23 protein-coding genes are annotated in these 25,289 nt (G+C 64.8%); 12 read left to right on the top strand and 11 right to left on the bottom strand.

The annotated features are described in order from the left end of the window. Nucleotides 1-154: 154 nt before the first annotated feature. Complete coding sequence (locus tag Q8814_RS04950; RefSeq protein WP_330150903.1) at nt 155-1,006, bottom strand: oxygen-binding di-iron domain-containing protein; 852 nt, start codon at nt 1,004-1,006, stop codon at nt 155-157. A 208-nt stretch (nt 1,007-1,214) separates the two neighbouring features. Here Q8814_RS04950 and Q8814_RS04945 point away from each other — a divergent pair, with 208 nt between their 5' ends. Further along, nucleotides 1,215-2,195 carry a DUF2889 domain-containing protein gene (locus tag Q8814_RS04945; protein WP_330150902.1) on the top strand — a complete coding sequence of 327 codons (981 nt, stop codon included), beginning with the start codon at nt 1,215-1,217 and terminating at the stop codon, nt 2,193-2,195. A gap of 31 nt (nt 2,196-2,226) precedes the next feature. On the opposite strand, the gene Q8814_RS04940 is transcribed toward Q8814_RS04945, so the two are convergent. Next, nucleotides 2,227-3,489, bottom strand: coding sequence for an FAD-dependent oxidoreductase (locus Q8814_RS04940; protein ID WP_330150901.1), 1,263 nt, complete (start codon nt 3,487-3,489; stop codon nt 2,227-2,229). 86 nt (nt 3,490-3,575) lie between these two features. On the opposite strand from Q8814_RS04940, the gene Q8814_RS04935 reads away from it, so the two are divergent. Together Q8814_RS04935 and Q8814_RS04930 are read left to right on the top strand one after the other, a co-directional pair. Then, nucleotides 3,576-4,187, top strand: coding sequence for a TetR/AcrR family transcriptional regulator (locus Q8814_RS04935; RefSeq protein ID WP_330150900.1), 612 nt, complete (start codon nt 3,576-3,578; stop codon nt 4,185-4,187). Next, the gene (locus Q8814_RS04930; RefSeq protein ID WP_330150899.1) at nt 4,184-4,531 is read left to right on the top strand and encodes a nuclear transport factor 2 family protein; all 348 of its coding nucleotides are present in this window, start codon (nt 4,184-4,186) and stop codon (nt 4,529-4,531) included. The genes Q8814_RS04935 and Q8814_RS04930 overlap by 4 nt, the downstream gene beginning before the upstream one ends. 102 nt (nt 4,532-4,633) lie before the next feature. Here the strand turns inward: Q8814_RS04930 and Q8814_RS04925 are convergent, their stop codons facing one another. Next, nucleotides 4,634-4,825, bottom strand: a complete 192-nt coding sequence (locus Q8814_RS04925) for a ferredoxin (protein ID WP_330150898.1) — start codon at nt 4,823-4,825, stop codon at nt 4,634-4,636. A gap of 58 nt (nt 4,826-4,883) precedes the next feature. Beyond that, on the bottom strand, nt 4,884-5,600 hold the full coding sequence (locus tag Q8814_RS04920) for a tyrosine-protein phosphatase (protein ID WP_330150897.1): 717 nt from the start codon (nt 5,598-5,600) through the stop codon (nt 4,884-4,886). A 687-nt stretch (nt 5,601-6,287) separates the two neighbouring features. Between Q8814_RS04920 and Q8814_RS04915 the strand changes: the two genes are divergently transcribed. From Q8814_RS04915 to Q8814_RS04895, 5 genes are all read left to right on the top strand, one after another. Then, entirely contained in the window at nt 6,288-8,585 is a 2,298-nt protein-coding gene (locus Q8814_RS04915) for a CoA transferase (RefSeq protein WP_330150896.1), read from the top strand. Continuing rightward, the gene (locus Q8814_RS04910; protein ID WP_330150895.1) at nt 8,569-9,723 is read left to right on the top strand and encodes a CaiB/BaiF CoA transferase family protein; all 1,155 of its coding nucleotides are present in this window, start codon (nt 8,569-8,571) and stop codon (nt 9,721-9,723) included. The genes Q8814_RS04915 and Q8814_RS04910 overlap by 17 nt, the downstream gene beginning before the upstream one ends. Then, a complete protein-coding gene (locus Q8814_RS04905; protein WP_330150894.1) occupies nt 9,720-11,252 on the top strand; it encodes an ABC transporter substrate-binding protein in 1,533 nt (510 codons plus the stop codon). The genes Q8814_RS04910 and Q8814_RS04905 overlap by 4 nt, the downstream gene beginning before the upstream one ends. 245 nt (nt 11,253-11,497) lie before the next feature. After that, nucleotides 11,498-12,931 carry an aldehyde dehydrogenase gene (locus tag Q8814_RS04900; RefSeq protein ID WP_330150893.1) on the top strand — a complete coding sequence of 478 codons (1,434 nt, stop codon included), beginning with the start codon at nt 11,498-11,500 and terminating at the stop codon, nt 12,929-12,931. Between the two features lie 72 nt (nt 12,932-13,003). Continuing rightward, nucleotides 13,004-14,137 carry an NDMA-dependent alcohol dehydrogenase gene (locus tag Q8814_RS04895; RefSeq protein ID WP_330150892.1) on the top strand — a complete coding sequence of 378 codons (1,134 nt, stop codon included), beginning with the start codon at nt 13,004-13,006 and terminating at the stop codon, nt 14,135-14,137. Between the two features lie 83 nt (nt 14,138-14,220). Here Q8814_RS04895 and Q8814_RS04890 read toward each other — a convergent pair whose 3' ends face one another. The 7 genes from Q8814_RS04890 to Q8814_RS04860 all read right to left on the bottom strand — a co-directional run bounded on the left by Q8814_RS04890 (nt 14,221) and on the right by Q8814_RS04860 (nt 21,805). Beyond that, a complete protein-coding gene (locus tag Q8814_RS04890) occupies nt 14,221-15,777 on the bottom strand; it encodes a class I adenylate-forming enzyme family protein (RefSeq protein ID WP_330150891.1) in 1,557 nt (518 codons plus the stop codon). Then, nucleotides 15,774-16,925 (bottom strand): acetyl-CoA acetyltransferase, encoded by a 1,152-nt coding sequence (locus tag Q8814_RS04885; protein WP_330150890.1) that lies wholly within the window; start codon nt 16,923-16,925, stop codon nt 15,774-15,776. Before Q8814_RS04885 ends, Q8814_RS04890 begins: the two co-directional genes overlap by 4 nt. Continuing rightward, nucleotides 16,922-17,950: an acyl-CoA dehydrogenase family protein gene (locus tag Q8814_RS04880; RefSeq protein WP_330150889.1), complete on the bottom strand. Its 1,029-nt coding sequence runs from the start codon at nt 17,948-17,950 to the stop codon at nt 16,922-16,924. Before Q8814_RS04880 ends, Q8814_RS04885 begins: the two co-directional genes overlap by 4 nt. 16 nt (nt 17,951-17,966) lie before the next feature. Next, on the bottom strand, nt 17,967-19,139 hold the full coding sequence (locus Q8814_RS04875) for an acyl-CoA dehydrogenase family protein (RefSeq protein ID WP_330150888.1): 1,173 nt from the start codon (nt 19,137-19,139) through the stop codon (nt 17,967-17,969). Nucleotides 19,140-19,219: 80 nt separating this feature from the next. After that, nucleotides 19,220-19,996, bottom strand: a complete 777-nt coding sequence (locus Q8814_RS04870; RefSeq protein ID WP_330150887.1) for an aldolase/citrate lyase family protein — start codon at nt 19,994-19,996, stop codon at nt 19,220-19,222. After that, a complete protein-coding gene (gene hpaH / locus Q8814_RS04865; RefSeq protein ID WP_330150886.1) occupies nt 19,993-20,841 on the bottom strand; it encodes a 2-oxo-hept-4-ene-1,7-dioate hydratase in 849 nt (282 codons plus the stop codon). Before hpaH ends, Q8814_RS04870 begins: the two co-directional genes overlap by 4 nt. 61 nt (nt 20,842-20,902) lie before the next feature. Next, on the bottom strand, nt 20,903-21,805 hold the full coding sequence (locus tag Q8814_RS04860; protein ID WP_330150885.1) for an alpha/beta fold hydrolase: 903 nt from the start codon (nt 21,803-21,805) through the stop codon (nt 20,903-20,905). 274 nt (nt 21,806-22,079) lie between these two features. On the opposite strand from Q8814_RS04860, the gene Q8814_RS04855 reads away from it, so the two are divergent. The 4 genes from Q8814_RS04855 to Q8814_RS04840 are packed head-to-tail and all read left to right on the top strand — an operon-like array spanning nt 22,080 to nt 25,289. Beyond that, a complete protein-coding gene (locus tag Q8814_RS04855) occupies nt 22,080-22,391 on the top strand; it encodes a hypothetical protein (protein ID WP_330150884.1) in 312 nt (103 codons plus the stop codon). A 2-nt stretch (nt 22,392-22,393) separates the two neighbouring features. Further along, nucleotides 22,394-23,542 (top strand): thiolase family protein, encoded by a 1,149-nt coding sequence (locus Q8814_RS04850; protein ID WP_330150906.1) that lies wholly within the window; start codon nt 22,394-22,396, stop codon nt 23,540-23,542. After that, nucleotides 23,539-24,000, top strand: a complete 462-nt coding sequence (locus Q8814_RS04845) for a Zn-ribbon domain-containing OB-fold protein (protein WP_330150883.1) — start codon at nt 23,539-23,541, stop codon at nt 23,998-24,000. Before Q8814_RS04850 ends, Q8814_RS04845 begins: the two co-directional genes overlap by 4 nt. Further along, complete coding sequence (locus Q8814_RS04840) at nt 23,997-25,289, top strand: aromatic ring-hydroxylating oxygenase subunit alpha (RefSeq protein ID WP_330150882.1); 1,293 nt, start codon at nt 23,997-23,999, stop codon at nt 25,287-25,289. The genes Q8814_RS04845 and Q8814_RS04840 overlap by 4 nt, the downstream gene beginning before the upstream one ends.

Genomic DNA, 25,289 nt, shown 5'->3' with positions numbered 1-25,289 from the left:
CCAGTGGGCGGGGTGACCGGTGTCGAGCAGCAACGTCCGGTCGTCGCCGACCACCAGGTACGTGGAGACGTGACCGTGCCAGATCTCGTCTCCGTACTCGAACTTCAGGCAGTCGCCCAGCCAGAACAGGCCCGGGGCGATCTCGCGAAACGGCTCAGCCATGAACGGGAACCTCTCCTGTGGAGTGAGCTCGACCGCAGGTCAGCAGAAGCTCGCGGGTCAGCTCGTAGTAGGAACGGACGGTCTCACGCCCGACGATGATCCGACCGTGACCAGGAGCTATCGCACGGATGTCGTAGGTGTCGAAGAGCCGGTCCAGTTCTTCGACGAACGGTGCCGGATCGGCGAGCAGCAACCAGTCGATCTTCGTGAACAGGCGGCGTGCCGCGGCGCTGCGGTCGAACGTGTCCGGGGTCGTGTGACGAACCAGATCGGATCGATCCGCATGATCGAGTCCCTCATATGCGAAGAAATCCGAGGTGAACAGGGTGCCCGTGCGCTCGTCGTACAGCCAGAACGTGGTCAGGACGCGGAGTGAGGTCGAGAGCAGGTCGACGCTGCGTCCCGGGCCGACCTCGATGGTGTCTCCGGCCTTCTTGCGAAGGATCTCGATGTGGTGGTCGGTGCGGATCTGTTCCTGCGGGCTGACGTCCTCGAAGAAGTCGAAGGGATTGCTCACACCGCCGCCGAAGATGCTCACGACGTTGAAATCGCGAATGACCGGACCGAGTGCGGTCACACAGTCACCTTCGAATCGCGTGCAGAACACCGACAATTTCGTTTCGGGCCCGAGGATCTCGCCCAGTTGGCCGAGCATCGTGCTTTCATGCGCCGCGACACCGGGATCGATGAGGAGGGCGTGCCCGTCTTCGACGAGGAGAAAAGAGTTGACGGGCTCGAACGCCGACGTGCCGGGAGAGGCCCAGGACAGGCGTCCGTCGTTCGGTGCCGCGTCGCCGACTGCGTACAGCGCATCGGGCACGAGCTCTACAGGCTGGGAAGTCATGGACAACTCCTGATCCGTTCGGGCGATGGCCGGCATAGCCGATGTGTGCCTCAGATAATCGAGATACGTTGCTGTGCAAGTATTTTTATCGAAAATGTGCACTTCCGACCATGATATCCCGGATCTGACGACAGTGTACATTATCGGCAAGGGTAGAGCGATGCGGAGGAAAGCTGTGGGCGAGAACTCGTGGGTACTGCGGAGAGGGGTGCACAATCCGACCGATTCCACTCCGGCGCGATTGCCGTATTCCGTGCGGCGCACGACCGCGGTCGCCATCCTCCGCCCCGACGGTCGCGAGGGTCAGTTGCTGTTGCACGGCAGCGGAAGGGATCTCGGCACTCATGGTGACGGCTCGCCGGTGCAGTTCGACACCGTGCACAGCGCTGTGGAGATCGACTTCATTGGTGGTCGGACTGTGATGTCCGCAGATGCGGGGCAGGCGGGTCCGGATCTGACCGCATTGGTGGGCGTTCGTGCCGGGTCGGGGTTCCGGTCCGCACTCGCGGCAGCGCTCCCGAACGGTGCTCGGGAGCACTCGCTGCTCCACCGCGTACTTGACGACGTACCCGTGGCGACGGTGATATCCGGTTACGCACTCACTCGTGAGGATCCCGCCGTCACCGCTGTACCGGTTCCACGGACGAGTGCCCTTCCCCGCGCGGACTATTGTGCCGGATTCGCCACCGGTGGAGTGTTCATCGGCGGTATCGAAACCAACGGCACTGCGCCCGTGGTGATCGGTCCGCCCGCGCCGGACCTCGTTCGCGGGCCCGACCCGCTCGCGTGGCATCACCTGGACGCCTTGCCTGCGAAAGGTATGCGGCGGTTGCGGCGGATCGATGTCCGCAGAGAAGGGGACCTCGTCGTAGACGCGATGTTCCGCGATAGCTACGTGGACGAGCACTGCGTCGAGACGGTGGTGCACGAGTACCACCTGGACCTGACTGTCAGGGCCGACACGCTCGAGATCGTCCGTGCGGTGGCGACCCCGCGTGTGCTGCCCTGGCCGGAATGCTCGGGTGCTGTGGTCGCAGTGGACCGGCTGATCGGCAGGACCGTGCTCGATGTTGCACCCCTTGTGGTAGGCGAATTCAGGGGTGTCGGGTCGTGTACTCATCTCAATGACCTGCTGCGGTCCGTGGCAGACGTCGCGGAGCTGCCGATGAAGCTGGCGGCCTTGCACTGATGTCGCGCATCCCGACCGAGTCGGAGGTAGGTCAGGCCAGAGCCAAAGTCGTGAGGATGTCGGCAGAGAATGCATCGGAAGGCGCGTTCCATGGACCGGAATGCACGACTCCGAGCGCTGCGCCGAGTTCGGGATTCTCCCTGAGCGCACTGCGCATACGTGACCGCCTGGCAGCGCGGTCGGGCGAACCGAAGCCGGCGAGCAAGTCCGACAATGCGCTGGCGAACCGCAATCTCGCCATGCGTCTCTGACGCTCCTCGGCGTATCCGGCGAGGGTCTGTGGGGTCCATTCGTTGTGATCCAGGAGCGCCTCGGCCAGCACGCGCGCGTCGCGCAAGGTCACGCTGAGTCCCTGCGCAGTCACCGGATTGCTCCACCCGGCGGCGTCGCCGATCAATACTGCACCGGGAACAACGGTTTCGCTCGTCCACGCATCGTTCATCGGGAAGGTGGCACACGGACCGATGGGTGTCGACTCCGCAAGTGTCTGGGGGTCCGGGAAGATGGGCGTGCGGTACGACTCCAGGAACTCGGGGATCGCGGTGCGTCCCTTGATCGGGGTAGGATCGCTCGTGCGGCGTCCGACGTACAGCCGCAGTCGGTTGTCCTGTCTCGGGATGACTATGAACTGGTTGCGTCCGTCGATGGCAATCGTGGTCACGGAGCGGTCCCACACCCCGCCGTCGTCGACGAGCATGCCGGAGAGCTTGACCCTCGCATGGGTTGCGAACAATGTGACCCCGAGTGCAGCCCGGGTAGTGGAGGTCTTGCCGTCCGCGCCGACCACCAGTCGGCAACGCAGTGAATGGTTTTCACCGTCCATCTCGTAGGTCACAAGTGGCTCCGGCCCCACTTCGATTGCAGTTCGGTGCACGCCGCGAATGAGGACCGCCCCCGCTTCGGTTGCTGCTGCGGCAAGTGCTTCGCGTAGTTCGGGATGTCCGACGCCGATCACTCCGGGGGATCCGGGCACGACCGAGGACAGGTCGCTCGAGAGACGCTGTGCCGTCTCGACGGAGGATGCTTCGTCGTACGGAACCATCCGGGTGATCACCGACATTCCGTCGGCTGCGAGGAGCGTGTCTGCGACACCCAGTTCCACAGCCTCCAGATAGCCCCATGGCATGAGGGCCTCACCCCGGACCATGTCCCTGTAGACGGGTTCCCGCTCGAGTACGGTCACTTCCAGGCCGGCTGTGGCCAGACGGACCGCTAGTGCGCATCCACCGATGCCTCCACCGACGATCACGACGTCGCAGTCCATCCCACTACCTCCGATGCCGCCAAGAGTCATTTACCCACTGTAAATCAACCCATTTATTGTGACATAATGGCGTGTGCGTCGGCTAGACCGAATTCGAACGATCGAGGAGGTGCCGGATGGCTCGCCGCCGTGGTGGAACGCAGCCCAAGCCCATATCCGAGACAGATGTGGTGCAGGCAGGCCTGCGCGTCGTTGAACGTTCGTCCCTCGAACGGCTGACGGTGCGGGCGGTGGCCGAAGAACTCGGAGTCACCGCACCTGCTGTCCACTACCACCTGCGCGACACGGACGGACTCGTCAGTCGAGTCGTCGAAGCAGTGGCCGCACAGGTCGACATCACAGTGGACGCCGATGCCCCGTGGATCGAGCAGTACATGGATATGGTCACCGCGATGGACCGGACCTTCCTGCGGTACCCGGGTACCGGCGTGTATGCGTTGACGGTCACCCGGCCCTCGCCCGCAGCCGGCCGCCTCACCGATACCGCGCTCGGGATCCTGCGGAAAGCGGGCTTCAGCGACGAGGAAGCGCGCGAATTGTTTACCGCGACTTATCTGATGTTCGTCGGCTGGCTCGCTACACGCGGGCTCGCCGAAAAGGGTGCGACGCATCCCGCACTTGCCGTGGCGGTCGGAAACCGCCTCGGGAACAACCGCACCGAACCGCTCGACGCAGCGCTGCGTCGCTTACTCACAGCGGGTCCGACAACGAATGGAGAACGGTCTTGACCGACAACGGCTGGATGAAGAGCTACTATGCAGCATGGGATTCCGCCGATGCGGACGAAATCTGCGCTTGGTTCGACGACGATATCGTGGTCGAAGATGTCCCTACCGGGCACGTTGCAGTAGGGGCTGTGGAGGCGCGCGCGTTCGTCGAGCGAGCTCTCGAGCTTACGCCCGGGACCACCTACGAGGTCGTGACAACCATCGCCGACGGCGACGAGTTCGCAGCCGAGTGGATCATGCGGCCCGCTGGAATACGTGGGACCTCGATCGGAACCCTGCGCAACGGCAAGGTTGCCACCAATCGCGACTATTGGAGTTCTGCGCGCGAGAAGAAAGAACACTGAACGCGCTCGAGGGGGAGTGATGTTCCGGCCACGGGGCCGTCAGCCGAGTGGTCCACCGGCTCCGTGGCCCTATTCCTCCAGTTCGAGCGCCATCACTCGAGGTCAGTGCTGAACCTTGATCGCTCCCATCGGGCACGCCATCGCGCCGGATTCGGCCGAACTCTCTGATCCCGGCGGAACCTCGAAGTCCGTCGGCGTCGCGAAGCCGTCGTCGTTGAGATCGTAAAGGTCCGGCGCTGTTGCAGCGCACATGCCGTGTCCTTCGCACTGCAGAGCGTCGATATGAATTCGCATGGAGGTACTCCGTTTCGGTGGGTGACTGCTGTTCGGTTCGGTACGAAAGTTGAAGTTGCTACGCGCGAATTCGCTCACGCCACTTGTGCAGATCGATATCGCGCGCCCCGTGGTCCCGGAGCCACCCTCCCGGCCCTCCCGGTGCGGTGGCGATCCGTTCGACGACCGCGGCGATTGCCGGTTCGGGCGTTTCGAACCAGTGGGCGCCGAGGAGTGGACGGGTCGAGCGCGACTGAACGGAGGCCCACCGCTGTCGCAGTGCGGGCATGTTCGGCGCGGTGGCGAGATAGTCCGCGATCACTGCTTCGGGACGAACTCCGGCGGCGAGCAGTAGCGCGGCAATTGCGACGCCGGTGCGATCTTTGCCCACCGCGCAATGGACGAGTACGGGCCCGTCCGCGTGGGCCACCAATGGGACGAGTGCGGCGATGCGTGCAGCGCCGGAGTCGAGGATGAGATCGTAGAGTTCCGGTAGATCTCCTGGCGGGGTAACCCCAGGTGCAGCGGCGTCGTGTAGCGGATGGTGATGCACGGTGGTCTGGTGGGGCCACTCGCATCGTGAACGCTGCACCTCACGATGCGATCGAAGATCGACCACGACACGCGGCGGCCAGGACGAAACGTGTGCCGGTACTGCGTCGTCCGTTCGGGGTGCGTCGCTCCGGTGCAGCACTCCGGAGCGGGTTGTGCCGCCGTCCCCCATCGGTAGTCCGGCTACGTCGCGCAGATTGGCCAGGGTGGTGATGGTGTGTGCGGCAGTGCCGGATTCGATCACATCTGCTTCCTTCTGCGGGTCATGGTGGGGCGTGGGTGACGGCTTTGGGGTTGTCGTCCGCGCCGGTCCACCGAGTCTAAGTGACATCATCGTCAGATCCAAGGATTCGACGGTGTGCGATGGCAATCGAGCAACGAGCGATCCTCCCGTCTCGGACGCCGGGCTGCAGTAACCCTGTTGACCGCGATGAGTAATCGGATTACCGTCTCGATCGGTGGTGATGTGCTTCACAGTTCGTTCCTGCCGGCGATACGCCGCGACGCGTTGATCCGAGGTGAATACCCGCTCCGGCCGGTGACGGACCCGGCTCTCTCGACGAGAAGTCTCCTCTACGAAAGGTGTCCGATCATGGCAAACCGCCACGGAGTCGTGAGCGCGGACGCAATTGCCAGTGTTTCGCAGCCGCAGCCGCAGCCGCAGCCGCAGCCGCAGCCGCAGCCGCAGCCGCAGCCGCAGCCGCAGTCTCGGTCTGACCCGGGTGTTCAGACGCTCGGCGTGCGGGTGGCGGGCGATGAAACAGAACTTTCTCGACACGGAACGACTCCCCTCGACCGGTTCGTCGAAGTCGAAGCGCGACGCCAACTGGAGTTTTTCACCGGAGATGCGAGGGCCGCTACTTTGCGGCGCCATGCACGGCAACGAAAGCGATTGACCCGACCGAATACAGCATCGAATTGAGGCAGGAAAATGACCAGCCCTTCCGCGTCGCACGAAGGCGGCAGTGATTGTCCATTGAGCGGCATCCGTGTCCTGGAGGTGTCGACGACACGGGCCGCACGAATCGCCGGACAGCTCCTCGCCGACCTCGGGGCCGACGTCGTGCGGGCAGTCGACGTCCTGCCGGACCCGGCCATACCGGCGAATCCCGGTGAAGTGTGGTGGGACCGAGGAAAACGACTCGTGCCCTTGGGGGCCGAGGAGATTCAAAATGCGATCGGGGGAGCCGACGTCCTGTTCGTCGACCACACACCGGCCGGGCTCACGGCATCGCACTTACGCGCGGAGGAAATCCAGGCCAGGAATCCCGGACTGACACACGTGTGGATGCCCCCGTATGCAGCGTCGGGCAGGTGGGCGGAACTCGACGAGGACCCCTTGCTGCTGGATGCCGTCGGCGGCGTCGCAGGCCGGTACCCCTGTGTCGAAGATCGGCCGGTGGCGCCAGTCGTCGCAACCACCTCGCTTCTTCACGGTGCACTCGGGGCAGGGGCCGCTGTCGCCGGATTGGTGGGCCGCACCAGAACGGGAGCAGGGCACACCGCCGTTGTCAGCGGTGTGCACGCCGCTGCAACACAGATGGCGACGATGATGATCGAGGGAGTCGACCAACCCGTCTTCAGCCCCGGCCGCTCGGTGCGCTCGTTGCCCTTCTGGCGCATGTACCAGGCATCGGACGGGCAATGGTTCTTCCTTGCCACGCTGACCCCGGATCTGTTCTTCCGTGCCCTCGATGCACTCGATCGGATGGACATCCTGGTGCTTCCGGAGGTCGGCGGAGAGTTCACCAACCTGATGGTCGTCGGCAGCCCGGGAGTGCAAGCGGTCGAACACGAACTCGAGTCGCTGTTCGCGACGGAGCCCTGTAGTCACTGGATCAGCACCTTCGCTGCTGCAGACGTGCCGTGCGCGCCCGTCCGGACGAGGGCCGAGTGGGCAGTGAGCGACATCGTCGCGGCCAATCACGGCATGACCACGATCGAACACGACGTGCTGGGCGAAGTCACCATGCCCGACGTGCCGATCGCATTCTCCCGCAGTCGAGTGCAGACCCCCCGCGCTGCCGTTGTGGAGAGGTCGCGGACACCGGAGATCTGGCCGCGCCGCACCAGGACCATGGACGCCGCGGCTCCGTCGGGACAGCGTCCCCTCGAGGGTATCCGGGTGATCGACGCCGCTACGTTCCTCGCGGCTCCTCTGGCCGCGTCGCTGCTCGCGGATCACGGCGCAGAGGTGATCAAGGTCGAACCGCGGGACGGGGATCCCTACCGCGCGTTCACCCTGTCGTTCATCTCCGTGAATCAGTGCAAACGCGGGGTGGTGCTGGATCTGGGCACCGAGCCGGGACGCGACGCGCTGCTGAATCTCGTTCGCAGAGCAGATGTCCTGGTCGAGAATCTGCGCCCGGGCCGTCTGGACAAGCTCGGCGTCGGCCCGGAAGTGTTGCAACGTGAGCGTCCCGAGTTGGTGCAGTGCACGGTGTCCGCCTATGGTCGTGCCGGCGATTACGCGACAGCGCCGGGATTCGACCCGGTGTTTCAGTCGCTGAGCGGCATGGCGGCCGCGCAAGGCGGTGACGCCCAACCTCTCGCGGCCCCGATGCCCGCGCACGACACCTGCACGGGCGCCCTCGGGGCCCTCGGTGTACTTGCAGCACTGTACGAGCGTGGCACTACCGGCGTCGGACAACAGGTATGGGCGTCGCTCGCGAGCACGTCGATATTTCTCCAAGGCAGCGAACTGACGGCATATGCGGGTCGCCCCGAACCGCAGCGCGGTGGAGTGGACCATCCGGGTCCCGCGGACGGCCACCGGTTCTACGCCTGCACCGACGGATGGATTGCCGTCGCCGCTGTCGGGGCCGATCGAACGACGGCTCTTCTCCGGGCACTCGGGATCGGTGACCTCGCCGAAATCGAATCGGTACTGACAACGCGCACGGTCGAGGAAGCGCTAGCCCTCCTCGCCGAGCACGGCGTGCCGGCGTGCCGTGTCCTCGAGCAGCAGGGTGCGCTCGAGGACCCGTTCCTCCAGGAAAACCGGTTCTCGCACGTCGTCACCGATCCGCAGTTCGGGAGGTTGCGCATGGTCCGCACCTTCGTGGAGTGGGGGAATGACGACAAAGACTCTCCGGGAAGGTCTTTCACGGTCGGCGAGGACACCCGAGAGGTGCTCGCGGGCTTGGGGTACCCGAATGCCCGGATCGACGAGGTCCTGGGAGGCCGTCGAACGGTACAGGAACAGGAGACGAGTGTCCGTACCTCGTGATGTGGCAGGAGGCGGGCCGCTTGCCGGTGTGCGAGTCGTCGAACTTGCGGGGATCGGGCCGGGACCGCACGCAGCCATGATACTGGCGGACCTCGGTGCCGAGGTCGCGTGTGTCCGGCGCCCCGATTACAATTTCGGTCCTGTCGGCCCGCGGAATCCGCAGTTCCGCGGTCGAATTCTTGTAGAAGCAGATCTCAAGGACCCCGAAAGCAAGGAATCGATTCTCGCGCTGATCGACCGTGCCGACATCCTGATCGAGGGATTTCGACCGGGTGTAGCCGAACGGCTCGGTCTCGGACCCGACGATGTCCTGGCACGCAACCCGCGAATGATCTACGGCCGGATGACCGGATGGGGACAGGACGGCCCGCTGAGCCTCCGAGCCGGGCACGACATCAACTACATCGCCCTCACCGGACTGCTCCACGCAGTCGGACGGGCCGGCGAGCGCCCGCTACCGCCCCTCAACCTGCTGGGCGATTTCGGTGGCGGATCGATGTTCCTGGTCGTCGGGATCCTTGCGGCACTACACGAACGAAACAGATCCGGTCACGGGCAGGTGATCGATGCGGCAATGGTCGACGGTGCCCCGATGCTGGGTCATCTGCTGTGGGCGTTGCGTTCTGCGGGTCAGTGGTCGGACGAGCGGGGCACGAACCTGCTCGACGGCGGAGCGCCGTTCTACGACACGTACGCGTGCGCCGACGGGAAATACGTTGCGGTCGGTGCGCTCGAGGCCGAGTTCTACCACCAGATGGTCACGGGCCTCGGGTTACCGGCGGCGTCGCTCCCGGAACAGCATGACAGGTCGCGGTGGGCCGAGTTGCGCACCGTGTTCGAGGAGAGGTTCGCGACGAAGACACGCGACGAATGGACGGCCGTCTTCGACGGAACCGACGCATGCGTTACTCCGGTCCTCGACTTCGCCGAGGCGCCCGAGCATCCACATATGGCGAGTCGCAGAGTGTTTCAAGAACTTGCCGGTGTCGTGCAGCCGGCACCGGCGCCGAGATTCTCCCGCACACCGGCAGAACCCCCGGCTCCGCCTCCGATACAGGCGACCACCGCATCCGAACTATGGAAGAACCCATCGTCTGTGACGGCGAGTCCCGGAAGTTATCAGAGGAGTGTCGAATGAGGCGAACAACCCGACTGTGTGTGGCGATATCGGTAGCGGCCCTGGTGCTTGCGGGGTGCGGGGGCAGCGACGGGGATTCCGATGCGGCAGAACGCCTGCGCATCGCCTCGATTCTCGCGCCCACCACGTTCGATCCGCATCTCGCGCGGAGTCCGCTGGCGATGGAGCCGTACATTTTCCCGATCTACGACCAGTTGATTCGGGTGGACAAGACGGACGACGCTACGACGCTGCAGCCGATGGTCGCCGAGACGTGGTCGTACAGCCCGGACATGCGGTCCATCACGTTCGAGCTTCGCGACGACGTGACGTTCCACGATGGCACCCCCGTGACGTCTACGGCGGTCAAAGCGAGCATCGAACGCGCGCGAACGCTTCCTGGATCGACCGTGACGGAGTATTTCTCCTTCGTCGACGGTATCGAGACACCGGACGATCGGACCGTCGTTGTCGCATTGAACGCGCCGCGTGCCGACGCGATCTTCGCATTCGCGACCACACCCGCGAGCATCATCAATCCGGCGTTGATGAACCACGATTTGAGTCAGCTCGATGCCGGGTCAGGCCCATACCGGCTCGTATCGGTTCGGCCGAATGACCGTGCAGAGTACGAGAAGAACGCCGACTACTGGGACACGGAACTGTCGGCGTTCGACACTCTCGAAATTCTTGGTATCCCGGATGACAACGCCCGCTTCAACGCGCAGCGCAGCGGTCAGGTCGAGGCGTCCATGGTCCGGCTGCCACAGCTTCGCGATGCTCGGGCCCTCGTCGATTCCGGAGGGTACGAGCTCACCGAGATCGATCATGCGACGTGGTGGGCCATGTACCTGAACAGTACCCGTGGACCACTGGACAACCCCGATGTCCGGCGGGCGATGAACTACGCGATCGACCGGGACGCGATCAACGAGGGCTTGCTCGACAGCCGTTGCGCGCCGACCGGGCAGCCGCTCCAGGCAGGTATCGCCGGGCACGTGGACGATCCTTCTGTGAAGTACACATACGACCCCGCGAAAGCACGGCAACTCCTGCAGGCCGCGGGGTACGGCGACGGATTCCGGCTGAAGGTCGTGACGGGGGGCAGCCTCGTACCTGTGACGGCCGCGATGCAGGATCAGCTCGCTCAGGTCGGCATCGAACTCGACGTTCAGGCCGCAGACCTGAACGACGCTCTGGCGCAGTGGCAAGGTGGGACGGCAGATGCGTTCTCCTATTCTCGAGGGGCTTCGTCCGATCCTGTGATCACCCTGCGGGACAATTTCTTGACGTCACGATTTCAGGGGCAGCTACCTGCTGGGGTGCGGGAAACCCTCGACCGACTGGTGACGCAGCAGCACTCCGACGAAGAGCGCGTTGCGTTGCTGGAGGACGTTTCGCGTACGGTCTCGAGCGAAGCGTTGGAGTTGTTCATCTGTGCCCCACCCACTACGTATGTGCATACCGACTCGGTCGGTGGATTCGACACGATGGGCGTCGTCACCCACGGTGGCCCGTTCAATGTGCGCGATCTGTATCCGCGTCCGTGAGCGATGCCGGGGATCTGTAGTCGCCGGGACGGGATCGATCTTCAGGAGTCCTGTTCATGACGTCAGCGTCAGAGGAGCTGTGCTCCAGTATCCGGAATCAACCGGGAGCAAGGGATGGAACCCTCGGTATCGACCTCTTGCCGAAAAGTGACATGACTGCCAGAATCAATGAAGACCATGGCAGGCGGTACAACCGCACCACGTGGCTGCGGAGCGGATCCACGCTCCCGGTCGAAAGGAGTCCGATGCGGACGTTCGATGGAATCTACGTAGCCGGTGCGTGGCATCCCGGCCGGGGCGAACGTATCGAGGTGGCCTCACCTGCGACGGGAGAGGTACTGGGATACGTCTCGGAAGCCACTCCGGAAGAGGTGGGGCAGGCGGTCGACGCAGCCCGCGCAGCGCTGCACGGTGAGTGGGCGTCGTACAGCCCTGCGGACCGCGCCGCTGCACTCGGCCGGCTCGCGGACGGCCTCGAGGCACGGAAGAACGATTTCGCCGAGCTGTTCTCGGCCGAGGTCGGAACACCCCGCCGCGCATCGACATTCGTCCATATCATGAGCACCCTCGGCGTGCTTCGAGCCTACGAGAAGATCGGGACCGACTATCCGTTCGACGAGGTGCGCCCGTCGATGACCGGAGGAGAAGTCCACGTCCGCGGGCTGCCGGTCGGCGTCGTCGGTGCGATCCTGCCGTGGAATGCGCCACTGTTCACCGCCTGTCTCAAGCTCGCCCCGGCCCTCGCCGCCGGATGCACGATCGTGTTCAAGCCGGCCCCGGACGCTCCTCTGGCAGTCTCGCTCTTTACCGAGATCATCGAGCAGGCCGACCTGCCTCCGGGCGTCGTGAACATCGTGTCGGGCCACGCCGCGACCGGCGAGGCACTCGTGACGCACCCCGGTGTGGACAAGATCAGTTTCACCGGTTCGACCGCGGTCGGTGCTCACATCGGCGCGTTGTGCGCCGCGGACATCCGCCGGTGCAGTCTCGAGCTCGGTGGCAAATCAGCAGCGATTCTCCTCGACGATGTCGTACTCGACCATACGACGATCGCCGGATTGGTCGGCGGCGTGATGGGCAACAACGGCCAGGTATGCGTATCCCGCAGCAGGATCCTGGCACCCCGATCACGCTATGACGAGGTGGTCGCGGCACTCGGCGACGCCGTCGGTGCCCTGACCGTGGGAGATCCCTCGGACCGCGCCACGGACGTCGGCCCGCTCATCAACGCCACCGCGCGCGACCGCGTCGAAGGCTACGTCGCACAGGCGGTGGACGAGGGCGCACGGATTGTCGTCGGTGGTGCGCGACCCGAGGGCCTCGACACCGGATGGTATGTGGCCCCGACGGTTCTCGCGGACGTCGACAACAGCATGACCATCGCCCGTGACGAGCTGTTCGGTCCCGTCGTCGTGGTCATACCCTACGAGGGCGACGACGACGCCGTCGCTCTGGCCAACGACTCGGAATACGGCCTGGGAGGAGGGGTCTGGTCGCCAGACACGTTGCGGGCGAATCGTATTGCGGTACAGCTCCGCGTCGGCGCGGTGTCGATCAACTCGGCTCCGTCCCTGGACTGCGGCGCTCCCTTCGGTGGATTCAAGAAGTCCGGCCTCGGTCGGGAAGGTGGACCGGAAGGCCTCGCCGAGTACCTCGAATTCCAGTCGATCATCCGCTGACCCCGATCGACCGTCCAACGCGTAACCAACTCTCACCGGCGCCGAGGCGCCGACATGCACGGAAGGATTCACATGGAGACTCAGGCCGCGATCCTCTGGGAGCACAACGCGCCGTGGTCCGTGGAGACGATCGAGCTCGATCCACCGAAAGCCGGGGAAGTGCTCGTCGAGCTGCACGCGTCGGGGATGTGTCATACCGAGGAACACATCCTGCTGGGAGACATGCCGTTCCAGATCCCGTTCGTCGGCGGGCACGAGGGTGCCGGTGTGGTCAAGCAGGTCGGCGAGCACGTGTCCTGGCTGCAGCCCGGCGATCACGTCGTCTTCAGCTTCGTCCCCGCGTGCGGTCGCTGCCCGTCCTGCTCGACCGGGCACCAGAACCTGTGTGATCTCGGCGCCCTGATCGGTCGCGGTCGGCAGATCCTCGACGGCGGCAGCCGGCACCACGCACGCGGCCAGGACCTGTCGATCTCGTCGGCGCTCGGAACGTTCGCGCATCACACCGTCGTCAACGAGGCCAGCTGCGTCAAGATCGAACCCCACCATGCTCTCGACCGGGCCTGCCTCCTCGGATGCGGATTCGTGACGGGGTGGGGTGCGTCCGTCTACGCCGCGGAGATCGAACCGGGCCACAATGTGGTCGTTGCGGGTCTCGGCGGCATCGGTGCGGCAGCGCTTCAAGGTGCGAAATTATCCGGTGCGCGCACCATCACGGTGATCGACCCGAGCGAGTTCAAGCGCGAGAAGGCGATCGAGCTGGGTGCAACCCACGTCGCTGCCTCCTGGGAGGAGGCAGCGGAAGTGGTGAAGGAAGCCACCTGGAACCGGGGCGCCGACCGATTCATCTGTGCCATGGGCGTCGGTGAGGGCAAGCTCATCGCCAAGGCACTGAGGATGGTCGCGAAGCGGGGCTGGCTCGTGGTGGCCAACATGCACCGTCTCGTCGAAAAGGAGGTGTCCATCAGCATGATGGATCTGGCTCTGATGGAGAAGCGCATCGTCGGGACCCTCTACGGGTCGGGCAATCCACGCTCCGATATTCCGAAGATGCTGGAGCTGTGGAGCTCGGGGTCGGTCGATCTCGATGCGATGGTGACCCGGACGTATCCTCTGGAAAAAATCAACGACGGATTCGACGACATGCGCGCAGCACGAAATATCCGTGGCGTACTTCGGTACCCGGCGGCCGAGGCAGCCGGCGCCTGATCCGGCGGGTTCCCTCTACGACACTGCCCCTGCCGGTCATCGACCGGCAGGGGCAGTGTCGTAGAGGTCTCGGATCGGTGAGCTCAGCGCCGCCGAACCGCAGGGGTGCGAGAAAGATGTTCCTGGGCAAGGGAACGCAGGGCAACACGATCGATCTTCGCCATGGCGTTGAGAGGAATCGCGTCGACGACGATCATGTGGTCGGGTGCCTTGTAATCGGCGAGCCGCGCACGCGACCACGTGCGCAGATCCTCGAGCGAGGGTGGGCTTTCGGGATCCTCGGGAACGACGAATGCCACACCGATCTCACCGATGACCGGGGCCGGGTGACCGACCACAGCGGCCTGTCGCACGTCCGGGTGCTCACCGATGGTGTGTTCCACCTCGATCGGATGCACATTGAAACCACCGCGGATGTACATGTCGCCGACTCGTCCGGCCAACGCCAGGTTGCCTTCGCCGGTGAAATATCCGAGGTCGCCGCTGACGAAGAAGCCGTCCCGGTCGAAGCTGTCGGCGGTGAGCGTGTCGTTGTTCCAGTAACCCCGGGTCACACAGCCTCCACGAATGCGGATCCGGCCGACCTCACCGCGGGGCAGCTCCCGGCCGTCGTCGTCGGTGACCCGGACCGTCATGCCGTGCTGGGGCCGGCCCACCGTCCGGAACTGGATCTCTCTCGCATCGTCCGGTTCGGTGCCGCTGACTGTGGGGGATTCGGTCATTGCGTACCGCACGACCAGTGGCACTCCGATCAGGTCGCGGACACGCGAGACGAGTGCGGGTGAGGCCGGCGCGCTGGCGACCACGCCGACGCGCAGGTGCACAAAAGCGGAGCGATCGAGGCCCGGTAGTTCGAGCAGTTTCTCCCACTGGGTGGGGACGCCGCCGCCAACCGTGACGCGTTCGTCGCGGAGCACCGCGTACATCCCCGCTGCCGACCACGGAACCGGGCCCGTGACTACCGCGGTGCCCCAGATCAACTGGTCCCACAGCTTGGACATGTAACCGGCGTGGGGAAACGGAGTGCCCGTCAGTCGACGGTCGTACGGGGCGCTCATGACGCCGGCCGCGGCGGCGGATGCGGCAAGGTTGTCGGCGTCGAACCAGGCCCCCTTGGGCAGGCCTGTGGTGCCGCTGGTGAAGACGATGGTGACCGGATCCGAGCGCGTGACTGCTACCGAGGGCGTCACTCCAAGCCCCGCCATTGCTGCAGCGACCGCGTCCGCGCGGGACATCACCGGATAACCTGCGGGCACCTCGCGCAGACCCGCATCGGGGTCACGGATAGCGAGCACTGGGCGCGACTGTTCGAAGATCGCCTCCGTCTCGCGTGGGCCCAGCCTCGGATTGACGCCGGTGGTGACCGCACCGAGTATCGAAATCGCGGCGAAGCACACTGCGTAGTCGATGCCTGACGGCAGTATCAGAGCGACGACGTCGCCCTTTCCGACGCCATGTTCGGACAGGTGCGCCGCGAGCGAACGTGACCGGAAAACCCACTTCGCGAACGAGATCCGCGCCGTACCTGGCTCGACGTACGCGTCGCGGTCGCCGTGGACGCGTGCCGCGGCGTCGAGCAGGTCGCCGGTGTTCGCGAACTCCTCCGCGCGCAGCGGGGGAGAGGTCTCGAGCGCGGTCACGGTTCTTCGGAACCCAGGAGCACGGTGCCGCTGGAGCAGAACCAGCCGCCGGTACCACTCACGCATGCGATTTTCGCGTCCGGGACCTGCCGCGGTCCGCTTTCCCCGCGCAATTGCCGCGCGGCCTCGACGATGAGGAACAGTCCGCGCTGGCCCGGGTGACACGCCGACAGTCCGCCACCATCGGTGTTGGTGGGCAGCGAGCCGCCGAGTCGCAGTGCTCCGGACTCGACGAACTTGCCACCTTCGCCCTTCTCGCAGAAGCCGAGATCCTCCATGGTGAGCAGTAACATGTAGGTGAAGGCGTCGTAGATCTCGGCGACGTCCACGTCGGACGGCGTCACCCCGGCCCGCGAGAAAGCGAGCGGACCGGTGACCGAAGCCGGACCCACGGTGACGTCGTCCCACTGACTGGTCAGCATGTGCGAGGTCGCTTCGCCGGTACCCAGTACCCAGACCGGGTCCGACTTGAGGTCCTTCACACGGTCCTCGGCCACGAGCACTGCAGCGGCGCCACCGTCCGATCGGATGCAGCAGTGCAGCTTCGTGAACGGATCGGCGATCATCGGCCCCGACACCACGTCCTCGATGGTGATCGGATCGCGGTAGTACGCCTCCGGGTTGTCCTTGGCGTTGAATCGTGCGGACACCGCGACCTCGGCGAGCTGCTCGATGGTCGTGCCGTACTGGTACATGTGACGACGCGCAGCCATGGCGTACTTCGAGATGAGGGTGTGTCCGTACGGGGCGTCCCACTGCAGGGGGCCGCGCGATCCCCAGTTGACGTTCGCTGTCCGTAGACCCTTGCGGAGGTCGGCGCGGGCCGTGGAGCCGTAGGTGAGTAGGATGACGTCGGCATGGCCGGCCGCGATGGCATCGGTGGCGTGCGCGAGCATGACCTCCCAGGACGCACCGCCGACGGTGGTCGAGTCGATCCACCGAGGCTTCAGGCCCAGATATTCACCGACGTCGGTGGGGGGCAGCGTGCCCTGGCCGGTGGAGGCAAGGCCGTCCACATCGGAGGGGGACAGTCCGGCATCCGCGAGCGCCCGACGGCTCGCCTGGGCCATGAGTTCGTAGGCGTTCTTGTTGTCGACCCGACCGACATCGGACAGTGCGACTCCGGCGACAGCTACTTTGCGGCTCACTGGGGGGCTCCCTGCTCGAGGAATTCGGCGAGAGCGGCGGTGGGCTCTTCGACGAGGTGGGACAGGACATGTGCGCGTTTGAGGAAGAGATGGGCATTGTGTTCGTAGGTGTACCCCATCCCGCCCTGGATCTGAATGTTGGCGGCGCCGTTGTCGATTGCGGCACGCGAGGAAGAAATTCTTGCCGCAAGAACCTGGAAGTCGGAGTCTCTGCGGCCGGCTTGGAGGGCCGCGGCAGCAAAGTAGACCTGGGAGCGTGCGGCGTCGGCCCGCACGGCCATGTCGGTGCAGGCGTGCTTGACGGCCTGATGCACGCCGATGGGCCGTCCGAACTGCACCCGGGTCTTCGCGTGCTCGGTGGCCATGTCGGCGGCCGCCTGCGCGACTCCGGCGAGGCCCGCCGCCGACAGCAACAGTGCCCGCGTCCGGATCGGATCCGCACTGGCGGAGACCCAGTGCAGAATACGACCCGATGTGACGGTGGCGGTGGCCAACCGGGTCCCGGGGTCGATGGATTCGAGGGTTTTGACGCCGGTGAATTCGGTGGCTTCGACCAGTGCGGCTCCGTCCTCGGCGATAACGAGCAGGTGGCCGGCGCCCGCCGCGTCGATGAGATCGAATGTGCCCTTGAAGCCGTCCGGACCGACGGCACCGTCGTTACGCAGTTCGGCGAGACCGACCAGGGTACGGCCATCGGTGATTTTCGTGATGAGGTCGGTGTCTCCGCAGTGCGCGGCGATCCTCGCTCCGAGGGAGGTGGCGAGGAACGGGCCGGTGGCCAGGTGTTGTCCGAGCGTTGCGAACAGCAGCGCTTCGTCGTCGAGTCCGCGTCCGGAGCCGCCGTGTTCCTCGGGAAGCCCGAGCGTGGTCAGGCCGAGCTCAGCGCCTTCGCGCCAGATATCGATGTCGACGGACATCGGTTCGTCGATACGCCGCCGGATATTCTCGACAGGCATCCGCGCGGCGATGAAATTTTCAGCAGCGGAGATGATCTCGCGTTGCTCGTCTGAAGGTAGGAGATCCATGATCAGTCGCTTTCTGTCACCGCGGAAGACCGAGGACGCGCTCCCCGATGATGTTCCGCTGTATTTCGGAGGTGCCGCCGCCGATGGACTGGGAGAAGGAGTGCAGGTAGGTTCCTACCCACCCGTCCGTGTCCCATCGTGAATTTCCGCGCAAGGCATCCGGCCCGAGGATGTCCATTGCCAGAGCAGCGACTTCCTTGGTGACATCGGAGTACAGCAGCTTGAGCATCGAACCCTTGGGGCCGGGAGTATCGGACTTCATGTTCTCGCAGATGCCGACGTAGGTCATCGCGCGCAGGGAGGCGACGGATGCGCGCGCGCGGGCGAGTCGGCGGGCGAATTCGTCGTCGGCGATGGCCGGGCGCCGGCCGTCGGGTCCGACGTGGTCGTGTGCGTAGTCGATCAGCTTTTCCACGATGCGGGCCAGTCGAACCTGGTTGGCGGTGAATGCGGTACCGCGTTCGAAGGACAGGGTCGACATCGCCACGCTCCAGCCGTTGCCGATCTCGCCGACGACATTGCTGATCGGGACTCGCACGTCGTCGTAGAAGACCTCGCAGAATTCGGCTCCACCCTCCATCGTCTCGATCGGTCGGGTGGTGATTCCGGGGGTTTTCATGTCGCAGATGACCCAGGTGATGCCCTTGTGCTTCGAGTTTCCGTTTTCGGTGCGGACGAGCAGTTCCTGATAGTCGCCGATATCGGCGTAGCTTGTCCAGATCTTCTGCCCGGAGACGATCAGATGGTCGCCGTCCAGAATTGCCTGGGTCTTGAGCGATGCGAGGTCCGAACCTGCCTCGGGTTCGGAAAATCCTTGGCACCACAGTGATTCGCCGCGGAGGATCCGGGGGAGGTGGAACGACTTCTGCGCCTCCGATGCCCTTGTGATCAGAGTCGGCCCGGCATGGTTGAGGCCCACGAAGTTGGCGTCGATGCCGGGGAAGCCCTGGGCGGCATACTCTTCGTACCAGATCAGCTGCTGGAGCAGCGTGAGTCCGCGGCCGCCGTATTCGGTCGGCCATGCGATGCCTGCCCAGCCGCCCTCCCATTGGGCGTGTTGCCAGGCCAGATCGTAGTCGCGGATCTCGGCGTTGTTCCGGGGGCGTGGTTCGGTCGGTTTGTTCTCGACCAGCCAAGTGCGTACTTGATCCCGGAACTCCACCTGTTCCTTCGTGAAGTCCAAATCCATGGGAGACCTTCCTTGGGGCGGATCCGCGGATCCGCGATCGTCACTCCGAGTGTAAGTGACAAGAGCGTCAGATTGAAGTGCTAATTCTGCCGTGTTCGGCAGCCGTACCGAGCGGCGAGAGCTTCGCTACCGCGGGCCAGCAACGTCACGTCCGCGCCGACGAGAACGAAGCGAGCGCCCGCGTCCACGTAGCGGCGCGCGAGCTTCTCGTCGAATGCGTTGACTCCTGCAGACTTACCGCACCCGGAAATGGTCTGCAGCGCTTTTTCTATGGTCTCGACGACTTCTGGTGCGTCGGGGCGACCCAGATATCCCATCGATGCGGCCAGGTCGGCGGGCCCGATGAAGACGGCGTCGACGCCATCCACGGCGGTGATGTCGGGCAGGGCCGCGAGCCCCTCGACGGACTCCACCTGAACCGTGACGGTCAGTCCCTGGTCGGCGATGATGAGATAGTCAGAAGTTCGATTCCATCGGGAGGCGCGCGCGAGTGCGCTACCAACCCCGCGGACACCCTCGGGGGGATATCGGGTGGCTGCGACGAGAGCCCGCGCAGCGTCGGCAGACTCGATCATCGGCACGATCAGGTTGGTCACACCGATGTCGAGTAGCTGCTTGATGGACACCGGATCTGCGGATGCCGGCCGCACCAGCACCTCGATGGGATACGCCGCCACCGCCTGGAGCTGCGCGAGCGTCGATCGGATGTCGTTGGGTACGTGCTCCTGGTCGAGCATCAGCCAATCCAGCCCGGAGCCGGCGCAGATCTCTGCGCTGTAGGCGTTGCCCGAAGCGATCCACATGCCGTACTGCGCCCGGTCCCCACGCAGCACCTCCGCCCATCGATTACGCGTCATCGGCTCTGCTCCTCGCCGCGCTCGAAAGTGATCGACACAGTGCCCAGCGGGCCGTAGTCGGCGACGAAGGAATCGCCGGGCTCAGCGAAGATCGGTGTGGTGAAGGACCCGGCGAGGATCACCTCGCCGGCTTCCAGTCCGACGCCGTGCGGGGCGAGCCGGTTCGCCAACCATGCGACACCGTTGGCCGGATGGTTCAGAACTGCTGCAGCAACACCGGATTCCTCGATGACGCCGTTTCGGAGAAGCAGAGCCGACACCCACCGCAGGTCGATGTCCATCGGTTTGACCACCCGACCACCGAGCACCAGCCCAGCGTCGGCGGCGTTGTCGGCGATGGTGTCGACGATCGTGCGCAGGTGCCCGGTGTCCGGGTCGCTCATCTGCACCCGCGCGTCGAGAATCTCGAGCGCCGGCGTCACATACTCGGCTGCGCGCAGCACGTCGAACAGTGTCACGCCAGGGCCTTTCAGCGGTTCACCCAGTACGAACGCGAGCTCGACCTCGATGCGTGGCCGGATAAACCGCCCGGCGGGCACCGAGCCACCGTCGTCGAAGAACATGTCGTCGAAGATCGCGCCGTAGTCGGGTTCGGTGATCGACACCGCGCGCTGCATCACCCGGGAAGTGAGCCCGATCTTGCGGCCGCGCACCACCCGGCCGTCGGCGACCTCGAGTTCCACGAGGCGCCGCTGGACGGCGTATGCGTCCTCGATGGTCATCTCCGGGTATTGCAGCGACAACTGCCGGATCGGGATTCGGGTTCTTTTCGCCTCGTAGAGACGGCGCGCGGCGTCGTCGAGTGCGGCGTCGTCAGGGGCGCCCTCGGCGGGTTGTCCACTCATCGGTTGTCCATCCATCCATCGTCTCGTGTGTTCACTCACGGTCTGTTCATCGCCGTAGTGGTCACCGCGTGAGGAAGGCGACCGCTGCCGGGTTGAAGCTCTCGGGATCTTCGAAGTGTGGCCAGTGGCGCACCTCCGCCATCTCGAACACCTCCGAGTTCGGGATGACCCGCGCGACGGTGCGTGCCGTCGACTGGTATTCGCCGTGGTCCTTACCGGAGGCGACGACCATCGTCGGGGCGGTGATGGTCGCCCATTTCTCCTCAGGGATGAGGTTGCGGTCGCGGGCCTCGGCATCCTGCAGGATCAGCAGGTGGTCGATGCTCTCGCGTGTGTCGTCGCGCTGGTAGATGGCCTGGCGTAGCGCGATGAGGTCGGGCAGGCGATTGCTTTCGTCGGCGATGAGATGCTCGAAGACCTTGTGGATCGATTCCCAACTCGGGTTGTTGACAGCCTCGGTGCGCTCGGCGCGGATTCGGGCCATGTTCGACGCTGTGGCGATCAGCCCGGCGGGGGACATGAGGATCAGTTTGGTCACGCGATCGGGGTGTTCAACCGCGACGGCTGCAGACACCCAGGCGCCCAGCGACATGCCGACGAAGTGGGCCCTGTCCATGCCGAAGTGGTTCATGACAGCGAGAATCTGCCGGACGTACACCGCAATCTCGTAGTCGTAGTCGGGCTTTTCCGAGAAGCCGTTACCGACCATGTCGATTGCGACGCAATGGAAGTGCTTGCTCAGTTCGGCGAGATTGGGGGCGAAGGTCTCCCAGTGTCCGCCGGTGCCGTGCAACAGGATCGCATGCGGCTTGTCGGGCGAGCCGACTTCGGCAAAGCGGGTGCGGACACCGGCCACCTCGACGAAGCCCTGACGGAACTCGAGCTCTCGGAGATAACCCCAGATACTGCGGTAATTCTCCGTGTCGATGGTGGGCGCCGAGGTGGCGATCGTTGTCTCGGTCATGTGCGGACCTTTCCAGGGTGGGTTACCGAGGCGGGCTCGACGAGGAGGCCGCCCGAAACGAGTATCTAATCAGGGTGTGCATCTTTGCTTACTGCACATTAATACGCTCTGATCTGCATCATTCGCGAATAACCCCATTGGGGCCATTCGGCCTCTTCCATTGTTTCTGACAGTTGCATACGATATGACTATGGAGGGTCTTCGCAAGATGAGCAAGCCCCGCCGACTCGGTCTCACGTGTCGGTGACGTCAACAGCTAAGGGTGTCGAGCGCAATGTCTGCATCTGCCCAAACCGGGCCTGCACAGAACGGCGGTCACCACGCAGTCAAGCGCCGGCTCCTGGCGGAGCTGGTCAACGAGTTCGCTGCCGTCGGGATCAGCCTCGATACCAGCGGTAACGGACCCAGGCTGCTGGTCGAGGATCTGGAGTCGGGAGAGCACATCTTTCTGAGCCCACTCGAGCTCGCAAGCCTGTGTCTTGCCTCCGATGAAGACCGCGAGGACTGGATCCGGGTCGGCAACTACCGCGAATCCCGAGACCCATCCTTCGGTCGAGGTCCCCACGGTAACGGGGTTCGCTCGTGACCATGCAGACGGCCCTGGTCGGGTTGGGTATGACTCCCATGTCCCTGAAGCCGGGCGATACACCGCTACAACTTGCGTGCGAAGCCACCCGGTTGGCCCTGGCCGACGCCGGTCTGGCCCACTCCGATGTCGACGGACTGCTCGTGGGTTCGAGTCAGGGGGTGCGCCCCGACCGCCTCGGAGTCGCATTCGCGGCACAGGGAGGTTTCTCCGATCTGCGGCTGCTCGAGCACGTAGAAATCAAGGGCGCGACGACTATTGCGATGATCCAGCGTGCGCAGCTCGCCCTCGACACCGGCGCCGCCCGCACGGTCGTGTGCGTGTTTTCCGATGCGCCGCTGGTCGCGGGAAAGGGCGCCGGATCGACGTATGCGCACAGTGGAGGGCGGACCGGGGCCCGAGGTCTGGAACGGGCATCAGGCCTGCTGGGTTCCGTGCCCACCTACGCACTTCTCGCCAACCGGTGGATGCATCTCTACGGCGGTACTGCAGAGGACCTGTGCGCAGTCACTACAGTCACCCGAGACTGGGCGCTGGGAAACCCGGACGCCGTGGTGCGCACTCCCCTCGATGCCGACGGTTACTTCGCAAGCCCGATGATCGCGGAACCGTTGCGACGACTCGACTGTGCGCGCCCGGTCAACGGAGCGGTCGCGGTCGTGGTCTCCAGCGATCCGGCAGTGGGTCACAAGGCCCGCCTCGCGGTTCGTGGCATCGGACGCGACCATCCGGTGCGTCGCCGCCGTGCCGGTCGTGAGTCGTGGTTCGGCGGCGGCCGCCGCGCGGTCGACGATGCGCTGGCCACGGCGGGGATGGCCCGCAGCGACCTCGACACCGCCCAGCTGTACGACCCGTTCTCCGTCGTGACCCTGCTGCTCCTCGACGAGTACGACCTCACAGGCGGAGCGCCGGCGGGCGAATTCGTCCGGGCAGGAGGCACCGCGAAGGGGGGTGCCTTGCCCACCAATACCGGAGGAGGTCAATTGTCCGGTTTCTACCTTCAAGGAATGACCCCGCTCGCCGAGGCGATGATCCAGTTACGCGACCAGGGCGGCGACCGGCAGGTGGCCGGCGCGACCACTGCACTGGTCGGCGGTATCGGCGGTCGCATCGACCACCATGCCGCGATGATTCTGGAGCGGACGGCATGACCGCCGTGCAGAAAGCGCCGGACTGGCTGCTCGACGACGGGCTCGCACCCGATGTGGACAACGACCTGCTCGCCCCGCTGTACGAGGGCAGCGCCCGCGGAGAACTGGTCCTGCCCTTCTGCGGATCGTGCCGCCGTCCGCTGGACCTCGAGCAACCGGTCTGCGACGGATGCGGATCCTTGGAACGTGATTGGCTTGCAGTAGAACCGGTAGGAACGGTGCATTCGGCTACGGTTATGCACCGCGCCGAACCGGGCCTCGTTCACGCCGACGGGCCGTATCCGATCGTCGACGTGGACCTCACCAGCGGCCACCGGCTCATCATGACCACGCTCGAACCGACACGGATCCCACCGCCCATCGGCGCACCGGTCCACGTTGCGTTCCGATTTCTCGGAGGGGTCGCGATCCCCGCAGCCCAACCCACAGCCCCATCAGAGACGGAGGCCACTTCATGACCACCACCGAATCGACGCCGACCCACTCGGACGAATTCGACGTCACCCGCATCGTGCAGGAAGACCGCGTGCACGGTTCGGTCTACACCTCTCCGGAGATCTTCCAGCGCGAGTTGGACACCATCTTCCGCACCGGATGGGTCTACGTTGCGCACGAGAGCGAGGTCGCTGAGCTTGGAGATTACGTCACCCGGGTGATCGGCAAGGACCCGGTCGTCGTCTCGCGCGGCAAGGACGGTGAGATCCGCGTTCTGCTCAACCGGTGCACGCACCGGGCCAACAAGTTGTGCAACGCGGAGAAAGGCAACGCCAACTCCTACCGGTGCCCTTATCACGGCTGGACCTTCAGTAACGACGGTTCCCTCACCGCAGTACCCATGAGAAACGGCTACGGTGAAGCCTTCCAGAAGGTCAAGTCGGAATTGGGTCTGGCCCAAGCGCCTCGCGTCGACAACTACCGCGGTTTCATCTTCGCCTCGCTCGCAGCCGACGGCATCTCGCTGCTCGAGCACCTGGGGCGTTCGACCAAGGCGATCGACCGGCTGCTGGCGCTGTCGCCGACCGGCACGATCGACCTGCGTGCCAATTGGATGAAGCACCACCATCGCGCCAACTGGAAGATGGTCGTCGAGAACAACGTCGACGGTTACCATGCCCTGTTCACCCACGCGTCGGTCTACGACGCCGTGCGGCCCGCGAAAGTCTCGCATGTGCCGTCCAAAGTAGACGTCGTCGTCCGCGACCTTCTCGATGGGCATTCCGAAATCGACTACTCGGCCGAATATCGCAAGCTCGACGAGGAATTCATCTGGTACGGCCGCACGAAGCGCGAGAAGCTCCCAGAGTACGTGGCGGCCATGGAAGAGACGAACTCCGAGGACGAACTGCACGACGCACTCGTTGTGGGTCCGCCGCACACCCTCATCTGGCCGAACCTGTTCCTTGCCGAGATGAACATCATGTTCGTCGAGCCGATCGCCGTGAACGAGACCATCGCCTACACCACCGCTGCACTGTTCCCCGGTCAGGACCGGATGAACCAGAAGACGCTGCGTCGCGCCGAAGGTGCAATGGGTCCGGCCGGCTTCCTCATCGCAGACGACGGAGAGATCGGCATGCGCAACCAGGCGGGCCTCGCTGCCGAAGAACCCGAATGGCTCGTTCTCGCACGCGGCCTCGAAACCGATATCGAAGACGAGACCGGAATCGTCAACAGCGACAAGAGTGCAGAGACCCCGCAGCGCGGCTTCTATCGCCAGTGGGCCAAGGTCGTCGGACAGGAGAACTGA

The sequence above is a fragment of the Rhodococcus chondri genome, from assembly GCF_036327435.1.
GTDB classification, from domain to species: domain Bacteria; phylum Actinomycetota; class Actinomycetes; order Mycobacteriales; family Mycobacteriaceae; genus Rhodococcus; species Rhodococcus chondri.
This window is presented reverse-complemented; position numbering and strand designations above follow the sequence as displayed.